Genomic DNA, 15,927 nt, shown 5'->3' on the forward strand with positions numbered 1-15,927 from the left:
TTTTCCGGTCCGCCTGTTCGACGCGTATGGACCCGAAGCGGGAGCTGTCGAGCATCGACCTCCGCGCGCTCGTCACCGAACTCAACCGGTACGAGGGCGCGAAGGTCGACAAGGCGTACCGCTACGACGACGACCTCGTTCGCTTGAAGCTCCGCGACTTCGACCGCGGTCGGGTCGAACTCATGATCGAAGTGGGCGACGTGAAACGCGCGCACGTGGCGGACGCCGACCACGTCGCGGACGCCCCGGGCCGCCCGCCGAACTTCGCGAAGATGCTCCGCAACCGGCTGTCAGGTGCCGATTTCGTCGGCGTCGAGCAGTACGAGTTCGACCGCATCCTCACCTTCGAGTTCGAGCGCGACGACGAGAACACGACTCTCGTCGCCGAGCTGTTCGGTCAGGGCAACGTCGCCGCGCTCGACGAGACCGGCGCGGTCGTCGGGGCGCTGGAGACGGTCCGACTCAAATCGCGGACGGTCGCGCCCGGCACGCAGTACGAGTACCCGGCCTCGCGGTTGAACCCGCTCGACGTGAGCTTCGGCGGGTTCGAACGGCACATGCGCGAGTCGGACAGCGACGTGGTGCGGACGCTGGCGACGCAGCTCAACCTCGGCGGCCTGTACGCCGAGGAGGTGTGCACCCGCGCCGGTATCGACAAGGAGACGCCGATCGGCGAGGTGACCGCCGATCAGCTCCGCGCGCTCCACGACGCGCTCGCGGACCTCGCAGACCGACTCCGCTCCGGAGACGTCGATCCGCGCGTGTACGAGGAAGTGCTTGAGGACGGTTCGAGCGACGACGGCGATCCCGAAACCCGCGTGGTCGACGTCACGCCGTTCCCGCTCGCGGAACACGAGGGGCTTCCGAGCGTCGGCTTCGACTCGTTTAACGCCGCGGTCGACGAATACTTCTACCGGCTCGAACGGCAGGGCGAGACCGGCGACGACGCCGCCCCCGCGGACGCGAGCCCGTCGCGCCCGGACTTCGAAGAAGAGATCGCGAAACAGGAGCGGATCATCGAACAGCAGGAGGGGGCGATCGAGGGGTTCGAAGAACAGGCCGAACGCGAGCGCGAGCGCGCCGAACTCCTCTACGCCAACTACGACCTCGTCGACGAGGTTCTCTCGACCGTTCGGGACGCGCGCGCGGACGACGTGCCGTGGGACGAGATCGCGGATACCCTCGCCGCCGGCGCGGAGCGCGGGATTCCCGCCGCGGAGGCCGTCGTCGGCGTCGACGGAGGCGACGGGACCGTGACGGTCGAACTCGACGGCGACGACGGGGCGGCGACCGAGATCGAACTCGACGCGGACGCGGGCGTCGAGGTCAACGCAGATCAGCTGTATCGGGAGGCGAAGCGGATCGAGGGGAAAAAAGAGGGCGCGATGGAGGCCATCGAGTCGACCCGGGAGGAACTGGAGGCCGTCAAGCGGCGGAAGGCGGAGTGGGAGGAAAGCGAGGCGAAAGACGACGCCGGCGACGCGGAGTCCGATGGCGACGACGGCGAGACGTACGAGACCGACTGGCTCTCGCGCTCGTCGATCCCGATCCGGAGTCCCGACGACTGGTACGAGCGGTTCCGGTGGTTCCACACCTCGACGGGATACCTCGTCATCGGCGGGCGCAACGCCGACCAGAACGAGGAGCTGGTGAAAAAGTACATGGGCAACCACGACCGCTTCTTCCACACGCAGGCGCACGGGGGGCCGGTGACGCTGCTGAAGGCGGCCGGGCCCTCGGAGTCCGCGGACCCGGTCGACTTCTCGGAGGAGACCCTGCGGGAGGCCGCCCAGTTCGCGGTGTCGTACTCCTCGGACTGGAAGGACGGTCGCGGCGCGGGCGACGCCTACATGGTCGAGCCGGATCAGGTGTCGAAGACGCCGGAGAGCGGCGAATACATCGAGAAGGGGAGCTTCGTGATCCGCGGTGACCGAACGTACTTCGAGGACGTGCCCTGCCGGGTCGCCGTCGGCGTCCAGTGCGAGCCGGTCACCCGCGCCATCGGCGGGCCGCCGTCGGCGATCACCGAGCGGGCGGCGTCGCACGTCACGCTGGAGCCGGGGATGTACGCCCAAAACGACGCGGCGATGATGGTCTACCGCCGGCTGAAAGACCGGTTCGCGGACCAGTCGTTCGTGCGGAAGGTGGCGAGCGCGGACCAGCTACAGGAGTTCCTGCCGCCGGGCGGGTCCGACATCGTCGAGTAACGCCGGACGCGGTGACGCTCACTGCGTGCCGGCGCACGAGCGCGACCCTTTCAAGCCTCCGCGACCGAACAGGGGCATGAGCTTCGCGGCGCTGCCCGACGGCTGGCGGGTGTGGAACGAAGAGCCGAGCGGTCGGGCCATCCTCGTGTACCGACCCGACGTGTTCGGCGGCGACGACCTCCCGGCCGAGTGTCTCCCGACGATCTACCTGACGAACGGCGCCCGGACGGCCCGGCCCGGCTCGGGGCAGTACGCGACCGACGAGTGGCACGTCGTGCTCTTCGCCGAACCCGAGATCGAACTGGCCACAGAGACCCGCGAGACCCGCGAGGCGGGAGCGGACGCCGCGGTCGAGATCGCGACCCGGTTCGCCGACGGCGATGTGAACTACCGAGACGCCTATCAGGTGCCGCGAGAGGCGTACTTCGATCGGCTTGACGAGCTCGTCGGCGACGACTGACTCGACCGCGGTGGCGATCCGCCGTGGTCACGAGATCGATCCACGAAGTTGGATATTGTCGCCCGTAGATTGGGCCGGGGACGCCACGAACACGAGGGTTTTTATCGACTCCCGACCCACGAGTGCGTGTATGAACGCCGGTGGGGACTACACCTCCGACGAGCCGCGAGAGAAGTGCGGCGTCGTCGGCGTCTCGCTCGCGGACCGAGAGGCCGCGCGGCCGCTGTACTACGCGCTGTACGCGCTCCAACACCGCGGCCAGGAGTCGGCCGGGATCGTCACGCACGACGGGTTCCAGCAGCACAGCCACGTCGAGCGGGGGCTCGTCGGCGACGCCTTCGACGAGGGCGACCTGGCGTCGCTCTCCGGTGGAACGGGAATCGGCCACGTGCGATACCCGACCGCCGGCAGCCTCGACAAGAGCTGTGCACAGCCCTTCTCCGTCTCGTTCAAGTCGGGGTCGCTCGGGCTCTCGCACAACGGGAACCTCGTGAACGCCGACGAGGTCCGCGAGGAGTTGGCGGCCGCCGGCCACGCGTTCACCTCAGACGGCGACACCGAGGTGATCGCCCACGACCTCGCGCGCAACCTCTTAGAGGAGGACCTCGTGCGCGCGGTCAAGCACACGATGAACCGGATCCACGGCTCGTACTCGCTCGCGATCACGCACGACGACACCGTCCTCGGCGTGCGCGACCCCCTCGGGAACCGGCCGCTGTGTCTCGGCGAACTCGACGACGGGTACGTGCTCGCGAGCGAGTCCGCCGCTATCGACACCCTCGACGGCGAGCTGATCCGAGACGTTCGCCCCGGTGAACTCGTCGTGTTGGAACCCGACGGAAGCGGATACGACACGTATCAGCTCGTCGAGCGCGAGTCGACCGCGCACTGCTTCTTCGAACACGTCTACTTCGCGCGGCCGGACTCGGTGATAGACGAGAACCTCGTGTACGAGGTCCGCCGGAAGCTCGGGCGGAAGCTCTGGGAGGAGTCCGGCGTCGAGTCCGACGTGGTGATGCCGGTGCCCGACTCCGGGCGCGCGTTCGCCTCCGGCTACGCCGACGCCGCGGGCGAGACCACGGCCGACGGCGATCCCCGGCCCGAGGGTGACGGCGGCATCGAGTTCGCGGAGGGGCTGATGAAGAACCGCTACGTCGGCCGGACGTTCATCATGCCGACGCAGGACGAGCGCGAGCGCGCGGTGCGGCTGAAGCTCAACCCGATCAAATCGACCGTCGAGGGGAAGTCCGTCACCATCATCGACGACTCGATCGTTCGCGGGACGACCTCGACGCAGCTCGTCGATCTCGTCCGCGAGGCGGGAGCCGAGGAGGTCCATCTGCGGATCGGCGCACCGGCGATCGTCGCGCCCTGCTACTTCGGGATCGACATGGCGACGCGCGACGAGCTGATCGCCGCGGACGCCTCGACCGAGGAGATCCGCGACGCGGTCGGTGCCGACTCGCTGTCGTACCTCTCGGTCGACGCCGTCGCAGACGCGCTCGGCGAGAGCCGCGCAGACCTCTGTCTCGGCTGTGTCACCGGCGAGTACCCGTACGACGTCGAGGGTGAAGCGACCGATCGGTCGATCGGCGATGTCACGTCCGACCTGACGCCCGCCGACGACTGACGCAGGGTGACGACTGACGCAGGCTGACGGCTGACGGGATGAACTGCTCCGGAAAGTGCGGTCTCCACGTCTGCGGTCTCGTCTATCTACGTTTCAGTGATCGCTCCGCGATCCGCACGGGAGCACATCGGGAAGTTACATACGTACACGACTGGATATGAGTGTATGAACGCTATCGACGACGACACGACGATGAGTCGCCGTGGCCTGTTTCGAGCCGGTGCGGCCGGTGCTGCCGTCGCGACCGGTCTCGCAGCCGGCACCGGGAGCGCGACGGCCCAATACGACGGCTGGCTGGACGACGTTCCGAACTACGACGGGACGCACGACTACACGGGGCAAGACGAGGTGACCGTGACGGTGGGCGCGGGCAACGGCCTCGTGTTCGGCCCGGCAGCCATCCTGATCGACCCGGGTACGACCGTCGTCTGGGAGTGGTCCGGCGAGGGCGGCGCGCACAACGTCGTCGCGAACGACGAGACGTTCGACAGCGGCGAGACGGTCAACGAAGCGGGGTACACGTTCGAGCACACCTTCGAGGACGTCTCGGAGGGAGACACCTTCAACTACCTCTGCGTGCCCCACGAGGCGGTCGGAATGAAGGGTGCGATCGCGATCGGTTCCGTCGACGACGACCTCGTGACTCCCGGTGGAGGGAGCGACGGGGGCGGCAGCGGCGGTGGAGGCGATGGCGGCTCTGACGGTTCCGACGGCGGCAGCGACGGCGGAAGCGGTGACGGCTCCGACGGGGGAGACAGCGGCTCGAACGGCAGCGGCGACGGCCGCGACCTCACCGCGAGTGACCTCGGCGCGCTCGCGCTCGGACTCGGGTTCGCCGGAGCCTTACTCGTCCCGCTGTTCTACGCGGCTCACAAGATGGCAAACGACGAGGGGTAGGGCTGTCGAAGGGCGGGTCACCGAGCACGTTCTCCACCCGTACCGCCGCCGAACCGTGACCGTACCGCGACGACGATCGCCGCCAGCCACAGCGCCACCTCGATGAAGAACGCCGGGCTCCCGGCGTAGAACAGCGCGAACTCGCCGGGCGGGATCGCGAGCGGATCAGGCCGGGAGACGACCGGCCACGCGAGGAACAGCGCGTCGCTCGCTCGCCCGTTCACGACGACGTGGAACGCGTCGAGCGCGAGGTGTGACCCCCAGCCGACCGCGGCCGCGAGTCCGCGTCGGTGTCTCACGGCGACGGCGATCCCGAGGGGAACGAGCAGCGCGGAGTGGCCGACCGAGTGGTAGGTGTCGACGACGCCGAGCGCGCCGAGCGGCTTGTCGATGACGTCCGGGAGCGCGCCCCCGGCGACGAGCCACGCCGTCGAGAGCCCCGGCGGGTCAGAGAGATACCGCCGGACCCGCGGGCGGTCCGACAGTCGCCCGATCGCGGCGGCGACGAGGAGATGCGTCGCGAACAGCACGGCCGTTCGTACGGGCGACGACGGCTTCAAGCTTCGTTGGTGCGGACGGAGAGTAAGGGAGGCGGTCGTTCAGCGCGGGGAGGGCCGATCGAAACGGCACCGAGCGTCTCAGAGCGCGTGATACACTCAGAACGCGTGGTACAGCATCAGGTACACGCCGATCCCCATCGCGAAGGATATCAGCCAGAGGACGGCGGCGACGAATCCCGCCTGCGCGTGTCGCGTGTGGTACAGATCCTCGTACGGTCGAGTCGCCGCGAGCAGCAGCGCGTAGAACACGAACGGGACGCAGACGATGGCGAGCAGGATGTGGACGGCGAGAAACGGGAGGTAAACGTACGTGTAGACGAGTTCGGGGCCGGGAAAGGAGGCGGTGCCCACGTGGATCAGCCGGTAGAGATACGCCGCGAGGAACGTCGCGAACAGCGCGAACGATGTCAGCATGAGCGCGCGGTGGCGGGCGACGTTCCCGCGGGAGATGGCCCGCCACCCGAGGGCGATGGTGCCGATCGCGGTCGCGGAGATCGCGGCGTTGACGTGCGGGATCGCGGCGAGTACGGCGTCGCTCGCGCGCGGGAGGAGCGAACTCGGGATCGCGCCGCCCACGGCCCCGAACACGAGCGCGAGCGCGACGGTCGACAAGAGAGCGGTCAGGATCGGGACGTTCTCGCGGGCCCACTCGGACATGGTCCGAACCACGGGCGCGACGCAAAAACGCGTGCCGGTTCGAGCGGGGATCGCGGAGCCGGGGACTCGATCGGCTCTGCGACTCCCCGGCACGGCACTGCCGAATGGAAGGGCTTTTAATCGGGGGAAGGGTACGGGGAAACGCGACAGAACACCGCGAGCGTGGGTAGCCAAGCCAGGCCAACGGCGCAGCGTTGAGGGCGCTGTCCTGTAGAGGTCCGCCGGTTCAAATCCGGTCCCACGCATCGCTCGGGGCACACCCCCACCGATGCACGGTGTTGTCTCTACGACAGCACCCACGCATAATTCCTTTCGACCGCTACGCGAAGAGTGGCTACGTCGTACTGGGCGCTGAAATGGTGATAACTCCACATCCCGCCCGATAGCACGCGATCGGCTCTTCCGTGTCGGACGCCCCAAAGCCCCCACCGCACGGGGACTCGCGGCTGTCTGAGTCACTCCCGTACGTCAACCGCAGCCTCACGCCTCCCCAGCCTCGTCGGGTTGCCTCCGCTTCGCTCCGGCCGCCCGACTCCCTCGCACGTGCTCCTCGCGGCCGTCGGCCGCTCGAAGGCGCGCGCCACCGCCTCTGTGGTGTGTTTTTTGCGTCGCTGGCGGTGGTCCTCGATCGTTCCCACGGTCGATCGGCGCTCGCGCGAACTGCCACCCTTTTAGTCGCGCGCCGTCGGATGAACGCGTAATGAGCGAGGACGCGACCCCCGCGTACGACTACGAGGAGCTGGGGCTCGTCGCCGGACTGGAGATCCACCAACAGCTCGACACGGCGACGAAGCTGTTCTGTGACTCCCCGACGACCGAGCGCGACCCGGCGGAGTCGGACCGGGACATCACCCGGCGGCTCCACCCGACGAAGAGCGAACTTGGCGAACTCGACGACGCCGCGGTAGAGGAGAGCCGCGTCGACCGGGAGTTCACCTACCTCGCGTACGACACCACCTGTCTCGTCGAGGAGGACGACGAACCGCCCCGCCGCGTCGACAGCGAGGCGCTCTCCGTGGCGCTGCAGATCGCCGACCTCCTCGACGTGAGCGTCGTCGATCAGGCCCACGTGATGCGCAAGCTCGTCATCGACGGGTCGAACACCTCCGGCTTCCAGCGGTCGATCCTGCTCGGGCAGCACGGCGAGATCGAGACGAGCGAGGGAACCGTCTCCATCGCGGACCTCATGTTAGAAGAGGAATCCGCGAAGCGGGTCGAAGAGACCGACGACGGCGTCGTCTACTCGCTGGATCGCTTGGGCGTTCCCCTCGTCGAGATCGGGACGGGCCCGGACATTCGAAGCCCCGAGGGTGCCCGCGAGGCCGCCGCGCGCATCGGGATGCTCCTCCGGTCCACGGGAGCGGTCAAGCGCGGGCTCGGGACCATCCGGCAGGACGTCAACGTCTCGATCGCCGACGGCGCGCGCGTCGAGGTGAAAGGCGTCCAGGACCTGGCGGGGATAGAAGACATCGTCCGCGGCGAAGTGGGCCGACAGGCAGAGCTGCTCGCGGTCCGCGACGAGCTCCGCGAGCGCGACGCGAGCGTCGGCGACGTGCGCGACGTGACGGGCGTGTTCGCCGACACGGAGTCGGGCGTGATCCGCGGCGCGCTCGACTCGGGCGGGAAGGTGACGGCGGTTCCCCTGTTCGGGTTCGACGGGCTCGTCGGCCGGGAGATCCAAGACGACCGGCGGCTCGGGACCGAGCTCTCCGACCACGCGAAGCGACACGGTGCCGGCGGGATCTTCCACACCGACGAACTGCCGGCCTACGGCGTGACAGAGGCGGAGGTCGAAGCGCTGCACGACGCGGTCGGAGCCGGCGAGGGCGACGCGGTCGCCATCGTCGCGGCCGACCCCGAGACCGCCGACCTCGCGATCGAGGCGGCGGCCGACCGCGCCGAGACCGCCGTCGAGGGCGTGCCGGAGGAGACCCGCGGCGCGAACGACGACGGGACGACGCGGTACCTCAGACCCCTTCCCGGGGCCGCGCGGATGTACCCCGAGACGGACGTGCCGCCGGTCGAACCCGACCCGACCGAGGTCGATCGCCCGGAGCTCCTCGACGAGAAAACGGACCGATACGCCGAGGAGTTCGGCCTCGACGCGGGGCTCGCAGAGCAGGTCGCGTTCGGACAGCGCTTCCCGCTGTTCGAGACGGCGGTCGACCGCGGCGTCGACCCCACCTTCGCCGCGTCGACGCTGGAGTCGACGACCACGGAGATACGGCGCGACGGCGCGCCCGTCGAGAACCTCACCGACGACCAGTTCCTCGCGGTCTTCGATCTCGTCGAGGACGGCGACCTCGCGAAGGAGGGCGTTCCCGAGGTGCTTTCGACGCTCGCCGAGAACCCCGACCTGTCTGCGAGCGAGGCGGTCGAGGAGGCCGGCCTCTCCGGCGTGAGCGAGGCAGAGGTTCGCGAGGCGGTCGTCGAGGTCGTCGAGCGCAACGCCGACCAGATCGACGAGGAGGGGATGGCCGCGTTCTCCGGGCTCATGGGAGAGGCGATGGGCGCGCTGCGCGGCAAGGCCGACGGCGAAGTGGTCTCTGACGTGCTCCGCGAAGAGATCGGCAAGCGGTCGTAACGCGCTCCGCGAGTGGCCCGCGACGATTCCCGTCTCGTCAGAAGAACAGCCACAACACGAGCGCCACGTAGAGGATGAAAAGCGCGATTATCGTCAGCCGAATGAGGATGTTGACGCTGAACACCAGCCCGTTGTAGTCGGTTTTGAGAAGCTTGAGCGGGCGGGTCTGCTGGCTTGCGAGCCCGACCGTCGCGGGGGCCACGTCCGCGGTCGCGCGCTCGACCGCCTCTTCGAGCGCCTCGACGTCCGACCGGGTCATGTTCGCGAGTTCGTGGATGGAGGCGTGCGTGTCCGTCGAGAAGACGAGCACGGAGTCGAACTCCGCCTCGTACTCGGCCGCCAACGCCCGCACGTCCGGGGTGATGCCGTTGGTGTCTATCCCCATGAGCAGGACCGACTCGCCGTCGACGCGCTCGACTATCGCCACCACGTCTTGTGCCGACCGGACGACCTCGAAGCCGGCGGCGTACTCGCTGACCGGCTCCGCGGAGAGCCGACGGCGGAAGTCGTCGAAGTGCGCCTTCAGTCGGTCCGCCTCCGCGGAGCCGTACAGTACCTCCTTTTCCGGGCCGTCTTGGAGGTCGTGTTTGTGCAGGTCGACGAGGAGCACCTCCTCGGTGTCGACGTCGCGCATGAAGACGCCGGTGTCGTAGTCGTCTATCCCCTCCCCGTGGAGGAATATCACCTGTTTGTCACCGATGCGGCGACCGTAGAACTCGATCTCGCCGTAGTCTTCGTGGACCAGCCGCGACGCCTGCGCGACGCCCGTCGGGTCGCGTACGGCCTCTAAGATCTTCGCCGCGTCCTCCGGGTTCGAGAGGTCCTCTTTGTGCGTACACGGGACGTGAACGAAGAAGCCGCTCTCGTCGTCCTCGTTCAGCGCGTCGATCACGTTGCTGCTGAGCTGTCCCCCTCCGAAGCCGCCGAGCGGCCCCGGATGCACCCACGGCGCGACCAGCCTGAGCCGGTCGCCGTTGTCGATGACGAGCGTCTCGACGTCGGGGCGGGCCTCGACGCCGAGATCGAGCGACGCGCGGTCGTTCCGGAGGATTCCGGAGGTGAGTTCGAACGCCGAGACGTCGGTGTTGCTCCGGATCAGGTAGTCGACGACGAGCAGCACGAACACGAGGAAGGCCGCCGCGATGAGCAGCGACGCGAACGCGAACACGTGTCGGTACGTCGAGAAGCCGAGGTCTCCGCCCCCGCCGATCGCGTAGAAGGCGGCGATGAGCGCGGCGGGCTCGGCCAGCGAGACGAGGAGGACCCGCTTGTATCGATCGATGCCCGTCGAGATCACGAGCACCAAGATGTTGAGCAGGTACAGCGTGATGAAACACAGCCAGATGATGCTCCACGCGTTCCCGATGTTGTTCGCTCCGGAGAGCACCAAGGCGTAGACGAACATGACGAACTGGCTCGTGAGCGCCAGGAAGTAGCTCCACGTTCGCGGGTACTGTGACAACACCCGAGAGAACAGCTCGGCGGCGAACGCGAACGGGACGAAAAACAGCAGGACTGCGACCGGTAGCACGCTCGCGGGCGCGGGATCGAGCGGAGTGAACGTCGAGACGGCGACGAAGGCGATCGCGCCGTACACGAGACTGAGCCCCGCGAGCGCCGGGACCTGTACCGAGAGCGAGGGGACGCTGAACACCAGCCGCTGGAAGATATCGACGTTGTCCGCGCCCATTTATTTCACCCCGTAGATCGCTTCGAGCTCGTCTATCGTCCGCTCGACGGAGAACCGCTCGACCGCGTCGCGCGTCGGACGGTCGCGGTCGAGACAGTCGTCCACCGCCCGACCCATGTCGTCGATGTCGCCGTGCGCGAACCGCGCGCCGTTGTCGCGACCGATCGTCTCGTCGAACGGCGACACGTCCGCGGCCGCGACGGGGGTCCCGCAGGCGTTCGCTTCGAGCGTCGAGAGGCCGAGCGTGTCGCAGGTCGAGGCCGTGACGAACACGTCGAGCGCGGCGTAAAACGCCGGGAGGTCTCCGCGCGGCAGGAAGTCACGGATCCGCACGTTCTCCGGAGCCGCGCGTTCGAGCGACTCCCGGACCGGCCCCTCCCCGACGAGTTCGAACCGGAGGTCGGGCCGTCGCTCGGCCAGACGGAGGATCTCGTCGACGTGTTTCTTTCGCGTGAGTCGACCGCTGTAGCCGATCACGGGGTCGTCGGACTCGAACAGCGGATCGGTCGGGCGGAACGTGTCCATCTCGATGCCGACCGGGAGCTTCCGGGGGGTCACGTCGCGGCGTATCCGGTCGGTGGAGGCGGTCACGCAGTCGAACGACCGGAGCAGTCGGTTCTCGTACGCGACGTACAGCCGTCCCGCGGCGGTCGCGAGCGCCTCCGATCTGAGCCCTTGGACGAAGTAGTCCTCGACCGGGGTGTGGTGGGTGTAGACCGACTTCACGCCGCGTCGCTTGGCGTACCGGGCCCCCATCAGCCCCGTCGACGCGGGGCCGTGGCAGTGGACCACGTCGAAGTCGGGCAGCGTGGAGAGCCGCCGGTAGGTCGGCACGCGGTACTGCTCGTAAAACGGGTTCGGCAGCGAGGGGACGGGGAACTCGTGGTCGTCGGGCTCGTGGCTGCTCTCGGGATAGACGACGGAAACCTCGTGTCCGCGGTCCCGGAGCCGATCGCGCCACGCGCTGATCGTGTAGGTGACGCCGTCGATGCCGGGGAAGTAGCTGTCGGTGAAGAATCCGATATTCATGCGAAGATCCGTCTGCGAACGTCGGTCCGCTGGAGGTGTCTCTCGGCGGCCGCCGAGGCGGCCACACGCACCGCTCGACGGAGGGCGCTACCGCTCCGCGGCGGAACGGATCGGAACCGGGGCGGGATGGCGGGGCGTGTGTCGGAAGGCACGGCTTCTCGATGGGCGCTTCCCCTCCGATCCGCATCAAGATTTTCATTCAGAGACGACGTGCCGGCGGCCGACGTGGCGTCCGGTAACGAACTGCGTCCGACGCCCGCGGTGCCCCATCCTTATCACTCGTCGCGCGAATTCCGACGCATGATCACGACCGACCGGATGGCGGCGGTCGACGCCAACGCGGCCGCGCTCGGCGTCCCCCGGAAACAGCTCATGGAGTCGTCTGGCAACGCGGTTGCGCGCGAGGTGCGAGCCGTCGCAGGCCCCGGCGCTACCGTCGCGCTCCTCTGTGGACGCGGCAACAACGGCGGCGACGCGTTCGTCGCCGCGCGTTTCCTCTCTGCGTACGACGTCACGGTCTCCCTGCTCGGGCGGTCGGAGTCGATCCGGACCGACATCGCCCGTGAGAACTGGGCGGCGCTCGCCGAGTGCGAGATCCCGACCGAGACGGTGACCGACTCGACGGACCTCGACCTCGGCGACGCCGACGTGGTCGTCGACGCGATGCTCGGGTCGGGGGTGACGGGAGCGCTCCGCGAACCGGAGCGGAGCGCGGCGCGCTCGATCAACGCGAGCGACGCGGCGGTCGTCGCCGTCGACGTCCCGTCCGGCATCGACGCGGACACGGGCGACCCGACCGGCGCGGCCGACACGGGCGATCCGGCAGGGACCGGCGCTGGCGGCCCGACCGAGGCCGACGACGCCGTCGCGGTCGAGGCCGACCGCGTCGTCACGTTTCACGACGCGAAGCCCGGTCTCGACGCGCTCGACGCCGCGGTGACCGTCGCGGACATCGGGATACCCGCGGCCGCGGAGCGGTTCACCGGTCCCGGCGACCTGCTCGGAATCACGCGCGATCCGGCCTCGCACAAGGGCGACAACGGCGAGGTGCTCGTCGTCGGCGGCGGCCCGTACACGGGCGCGCCGTCGCTCACCGCCCGGGCGGCGCTCCGAACCGGTGCCGACCTCGTCCGAGTCGCCTGTCCCGAGACCGTCGCGCGCGAGATCCAGGGCTTCTCGGCCGACCTGATCGTGCGCGACCTTCCGGGCGACCGGATCGGGCTGAACCACCTCGACCGGATCCGTGATTTGGCCGCCGGAAACGACGTCGTCGTGCTCGGTCCGGGACTGGGGGACGGCGACGGGACCGCCGACTTCGTCCGGGCGTTCCTCGACGAGTACGACGGCCGGGCGGTCGTCGACGCCGACGCGCTCCGCGTGGTCCCGGAGGTCGACACGGACGCCGACCTGATCTGTACGCCCCATCAGGGCGAGTTGGTCGGAATGGGCGGCGAGACCGCCGACGACCCCGACCGACGGGGCGACCTCGCGCGGTCGTTCGCGGCCGAGATCGGTCACACGCTGCTCGTGAAGGGCGCGTACGACGTGGTGACGGACGGCGACGCCGTGCGGCTGAACCGGACCGGCAACCCGGGGATGACCGTCGGGGGGACCGGTGACGTGCTCGCCGGGGCGGTCGGCGCGCTGGCCGCGCAGACCGACGCGTTCGACGCGGCCGCCGTCGGCGCGTACGTCACCGGGACCGCGGGCGACCTCGTCGCAGACGAGCGGGGATACGGGCTCGTGGCGACGGACTTACTCGACCGGCTCCCCGAGGCGATGCGTGATGCCTGAAGACACCGGGGAGGCCGGCGGGGGAACGGAGGTCGGCGAGGAGACACCGAACGCCGACGAACTGACGCACACGACGGAGTCCGGCGAGGTCCGGATGGTCGACGTGGGCGCGAAACCGGACACGAACCGGCGCGCCGTCGCCCGCGGCGAGATCCGGCTGACGCCCTCGACCGTCGCGGCCGTCGAGGCCGACGAGGTCGGGAAAGGTGACGTGTTAGCGACCGCCCGAATCGGCGCGGTGCAGGCGGTCAAACACACGTGGGAGACGATCCCGATGTGTCACCAGATCCCGATCACGAACGTCGACACCGACTTCGCCGTCGGCGACGACCGGATCGAGCTGACCGTCGCCGTCGAGACGACGGGGAAGACGGGCTGCGAGATGGAGGCGCTAGAGGGAGTCACGACCGGACTCAACGTTGTCTGGGACATGGTGAAGGCGGCCGAGAAGGACGCCGACGGGCAGTATCCCGACACCCGGATTTCGGACGTGGAAGTGGTCGACAAGGAGAAGCGGCGACTCGACGAGTGAGGAACAGGGGAGCCACCGATGAGCGCGTCGGCGGAACAACGGAAACGTTCAATTCGGCGGCCGACCAACGTCGACGCATCGACCATGGACGCGAACATCGAACGCGGCGGCGCGCTCGCGCGCGGTCCGAGAACCGAGGTGGCGGCCGCCCCTCCCTGAGGTCGTCGGCGTGGACATCAGCGGTCGTCACGAGGAGGGCGGCGAGTACCTGATGGTGGCGGCCGCGGTCCACGCGCGGATCGATTCGACACGGATCCGCTCCGTCGAGGGGATGGGGTTCGCGGCCGTCAGAGAGGGCCCGACGCTCGACGCGACGGTCGCGCTCACGGCCGAGGCCGTCGATGACCTGCCCGAGCCGCCGGACGGGCCCGTGGTCGCGGAGGGCGGCGAGTTCTACGAGGAGCCGGCCGAACGGATCGGCCTGAGCTTTCGACCCGAGTTTAAATACGTCGAGAGCATAGGCGAACGCGAAACCGTGCAGGCAGCACACCACGCCGCGTACGCCGCTCGCGACCTCCTGTTATGACGGGGGGAGCCGAGGGGAACGCCGGGGGAGAACGCGTCGAGGGGGCGAACGCCACGAACGAGCGCCGCGCGGTCGTCGCGAAGCGCGTCGACGCCGGCGACGCCGACCTGACTGAGATCAGCCAGCTCGCCGCCGCGGCCGGCTACGAGGTCGTCGACGAGCTGTCACAGACCCGCACCGAGGACGCCGCGTTCATGTTCGGTGAGGGGAAGGTCGCGGAGCTGCGCGACCGGGTTCTCCGTACCGACGCCGACGCGGTCATACTCGACAACGACGTGGGGCCGTACCAGACGTTCAACATCGGCGGGGAGCTTCCGGAGGGCGTCGAGGTGATAGACCGGTTCACGCTCATCCTCGAGATCTTCGGCCAGCGCGCCAACACGCGGAAGGCCCAGCTACAGGTCGAACTCGCGCAGCTGCGGTACGAACTGCCGCGCGCGGAGGCGAAAGCGAGCCTCGCGAAGCGCGACGAGCGGCCGGGGTTCATGGGGCTCGGCGAGTACGACGAGAGCGTCGAACGCGACATCAAACGCCAGATATCGGAGATACGCGACGAGTTGGACTCGATCGCGGAGAAGGAGCAGGCGCGCCGCGAGCAGCGCCGCGACTCCGGGTTCGACTTGGTCGCGCTCGCCGGCTACACCAACGCGGGCAAGTCCACGCTGATGCGGCGGCTCGCGGCCGAGATCGACGTGGACGAGAACGCCGACCGCCACCCCGACCTCGACACGACGGCGGAGTCACAGGACATGCTCTTCACCACGCTCGGCACGACGACGCGCCGCGCCGAGATGGAGAAGCGCGACGTCCTCCTCACCGACACGGTGGGGTTCATCGCCGACCTCCCGCACTGGCTCGTCGAGTCGTTCGAGTCGACGCTCGACTCCGTGTACCGCGCGGACCTCGTCCTCCTCGTCGTGGACGCGAGCGAGTCCGTGGAGGCGATGCGCGAGAAGCTCGTCACCAGCCACGACACGCTGTACGAGCGCAACGAGGCACCGATAGTCACCGTGTTCAACAAGGTCGACCGGCTCGCGCCCGGCGAGTTGGCGGACAAGCGGGCCGCGCTCTCCGGCGTGGCACCGGACCCGGTCGCCGTCTCGGCGAAGACGGGAGCCGGTGTCGCGGAACTCCGCGACCGCGTCGAGGCGGAACTCCCGGAGTGGGAACGCGAGCGGCTCGTCCTCCCCGTCTCCGACGACGCGATGAGCCTCGTCTCGTGGATCCACGATCACGGCCACGTCGCCGACGAGACGTACGCGAGCGATCAGGTCACGGTCGACTTCGAAGCGAAGCCGTCGATCGTGGCGCGGGCGCGGTCGAAGGCCGCCGGGCTCGCCTCGGCCGAATCGGTCTGACCG

At 68.9% G+C, this 15,927-nt stretch carries 13 protein-coding genes and 1 tRNA gene; 10 read left to right on the plus strand and 4 right to left on the minus strand.

What is annotated here, in order from left to right:
• Positions 1–26 precede the first annotated feature (26 nt).
• The 4 genes from rqcH (at position 27) to NO930_RS09610 (ending at position 5,194) form a co-directional block, all read left to right on the plus strand.
• Positions 27–2,207, plus strand: a complete 2,181-nt coding sequence (gene rqcH, locus NO930_RS09595; RefSeq protein ID WP_256403301.1) for a ribosome rescue protein RqcH — start codon at positions 27–29, stop codon at positions 2,205–2,207.
• 76 nt (positions 2,208–2,283) lie between these two features.
• Positions 2,284–2,667: a DUF5820 family protein gene (locus NO930_RS09600; protein ID WP_256403302.1), complete on the plus strand. Its 384-nt coding sequence runs from the start codon at positions 2,284–2,286 to the stop codon at positions 2,665–2,667.
• 130 nt (positions 2,668–2,797) lie between these two features.
• Complete coding sequence (gene purF, locus NO930_RS09605; RefSeq protein WP_256403303.1) at positions 2,798–4,297, plus strand: amidophosphoribosyltransferase; 1,500 nt, start codon at positions 2,798–2,800, stop codon at positions 4,295–4,297.
• 165 nt (positions 4,298–4,462) lie between these two features.
• Complete coding sequence (locus NO930_RS09610) at positions 4,463–5,194, plus strand: halocyanin domain-containing protein (protein ID WP_256403304.1); 732 nt, start codon at positions 4,463–4,465, stop codon at positions 5,192–5,194.
• Between the two features lie 17 nt (positions 5,195–5,211).
• On the opposite strand, the gene NO930_RS09615 is transcribed toward NO930_RS09610, so the two are convergent.
• Entirely contained in the window at positions 5,212–5,724 is a 513-nt protein-coding gene (locus tag NO930_RS09615; RefSeq protein ID WP_256403305.1) for a metal-dependent hydrolase, read from the minus strand.
• Between the two features lie 126 nt (positions 5,725–5,850).
• On the minus strand, positions 5,851–6,411 hold the full coding sequence (locus NO930_RS09620; RefSeq protein ID WP_256403306.1) for a DUF420 domain-containing protein: 561 nt from the start codon (positions 6,409–6,411) through the stop codon (positions 5,851–5,853).
• Between the two features lie 160 nt (positions 6,412–6,571).
• Here NO930_RS09620 and NO930_RS09625 point away from each other — a divergent pair.
• A tRNA-Leu gene (locus NO930_RS09625) sits at positions 6,572–6,656 on the plus strand.
• A gap of 455 nt (positions 6,657–7,111) precedes the next feature.
• A complete protein-coding gene (gene gatE / locus NO930_RS09630; RefSeq protein ID WP_256403307.1) occupies positions 7,112–8,995 on the plus strand; it encodes a Glu-tRNA(Gln) amidotransferase subunit GatE in 1,884 nt (627 codons plus the stop codon).
• Between the two features lie 37 nt (positions 8,996–9,032).
• Here the strand turns inward: gatE and NO930_RS09635 are convergent, their stop codons facing one another.
• Complete coding sequence (locus tag NO930_RS09635; RefSeq protein WP_256403308.1) at positions 9,033–10,685, minus strand: DUF2070 family protein; 1,653 nt, start codon at positions 10,683–10,685, stop codon at positions 9,033–9,035.
• Positions 10,686–11,714: a glycosyltransferase gene (locus NO930_RS09640; protein WP_256403309.1), complete on the minus strand. Its 1,029-nt coding sequence runs from the start codon at positions 11,712–11,714 to the stop codon at positions 10,686–10,688. It abuts the gene before it with no gap.
• A gap of 300 nt (positions 11,715–12,014) precedes the next feature.
• Between NO930_RS09640 and NO930_RS09645 the strand changes: the two genes are divergently transcribed.
• The 4 genes from NO930_RS09645 to hflX all read left to right on the plus strand — a co-directional run bounded on the left by NO930_RS09645 (position 12,015) and on the right by hflX (position 15,924).
• Complete coding sequence (locus NO930_RS09645; protein ID WP_256403310.1) at positions 12,015–13,508, plus strand: NAD(P)H-hydrate dehydratase; 1,494 nt, start codon at positions 12,015–12,017, stop codon at positions 13,506–13,508.
• Positions 13,501–14,040, plus strand: coding sequence for a cyclic pyranopterin monophosphate synthase MoaC (gene moaC, locus NO930_RS09650; RefSeq protein WP_137784603.1), 540 nt, complete (start codon positions 13,501–13,503; stop codon positions 14,038–14,040). The genes NO930_RS09645 and moaC overlap by 8 nt, the downstream gene beginning before the upstream one ends.
• Before the next feature lie 169 nt (positions 14,041–14,209).
• Positions 14,210–14,566 (plus strand): DUF2209 family protein, encoded by a 357-nt coding sequence (locus tag NO930_RS09655; RefSeq protein ID WP_256403311.1) that lies wholly within the window; start codon positions 14,210–14,212, stop codon positions 14,564–14,566.
• Positions 14,563–15,924 (plus strand): GTPase HflX, encoded by a 1,362-nt coding sequence (hflX, locus tag NO930_RS09660; RefSeq protein ID WP_256403312.1) that lies wholly within the window; start codon positions 14,563–14,565, stop codon positions 15,922–15,924. Before NO930_RS09655 ends, hflX begins: the two co-directional genes overlap by 4 nt.
• Positions 15,925–15,927 lie beyond the last annotated feature (3 nt).

It is taken from the genome of Halorubrum salinum (assembly GCF_024494575.1).
Lineage (GTDB): Archaea > Halobacteriota > Halobacteria > Halobacteriales > Haloferacaceae > Halorubrum > Halorubrum salinum.

Bases quoted from the DNA above. Each gene is read 5' to 3' on its own strand.
- NO930_RS09635 (WP_256403308.1), bottom strand. From the start codon at position 10,685: ATGGGCGCGGACAACGTCGATATCTTCCAGCGGCTGGTGTTCAGCGTC.
- NO930_RS09645 (WP_256403310.1), top strand. From the start codon at position 12,015: ATGATCACGACCGACCGGATGGCGGCGGTCGACGCCAACGCGGCCGCG.
- purF (WP_256403303.1), top strand. From the start codon at position 2,798: ATGAACGCCGGTGGGGACTACACCTCCGACGAGCCGCGAGAGAAGTGC.
- rqcH (WP_256403301.1), top strand. From the start codon at position 27: ATGGACCCGAAGCGGGAGCTGTCGAGCATCGACCTCCGCGCGCTCGTC.
- hflX (WP_256403312.1), top strand. From the start codon at position 14,563: ATGACGGGGGGAGCCGAGGGGAACGCCGGGGGAGAACGCGTCGAGGGG.
- moaC (WP_137784603.1), top strand. From the start codon at position 13,501: ATGCCTGAAGACACCGGGGAGGCCGGCGGGGGAACGGAGGTCGGCGAG.
- NO930_RS09620 (WP_256403306.1), bottom strand. From the start codon at position 6,411: ATGTCCGAGTGGGCCCGCGAGAACGTCCCGATCCTGACCGCTCTCTTG.
- NO930_RS09640 (WP_256403309.1), bottom strand. From the start codon at position 11,714: ATGAATATCGGATTCTTCACCGACAGCTACTTCCCCGGCATCGACGGC.
- NO930_RS09600 (WP_256403302.1), top strand. From the start codon at position 2,284: ATGAGCTTCGCGGCGCTGCCCGACGGCTGGCGGGTGTGGAACGAAGAG.
- NO930_RS09610 (WP_256403304.1), top strand. From the start codon at position 4,463: ATGAACGCTATCGACGACGACACGACGATGAGTCGCCGTGGCCTGTTT.
- gatE (WP_256403307.1), top strand. From the start codon at position 7,112: ATGAGCGAGGACGCGACCCCCGCGTACGACTACGAGGAGCTGGGGCTC.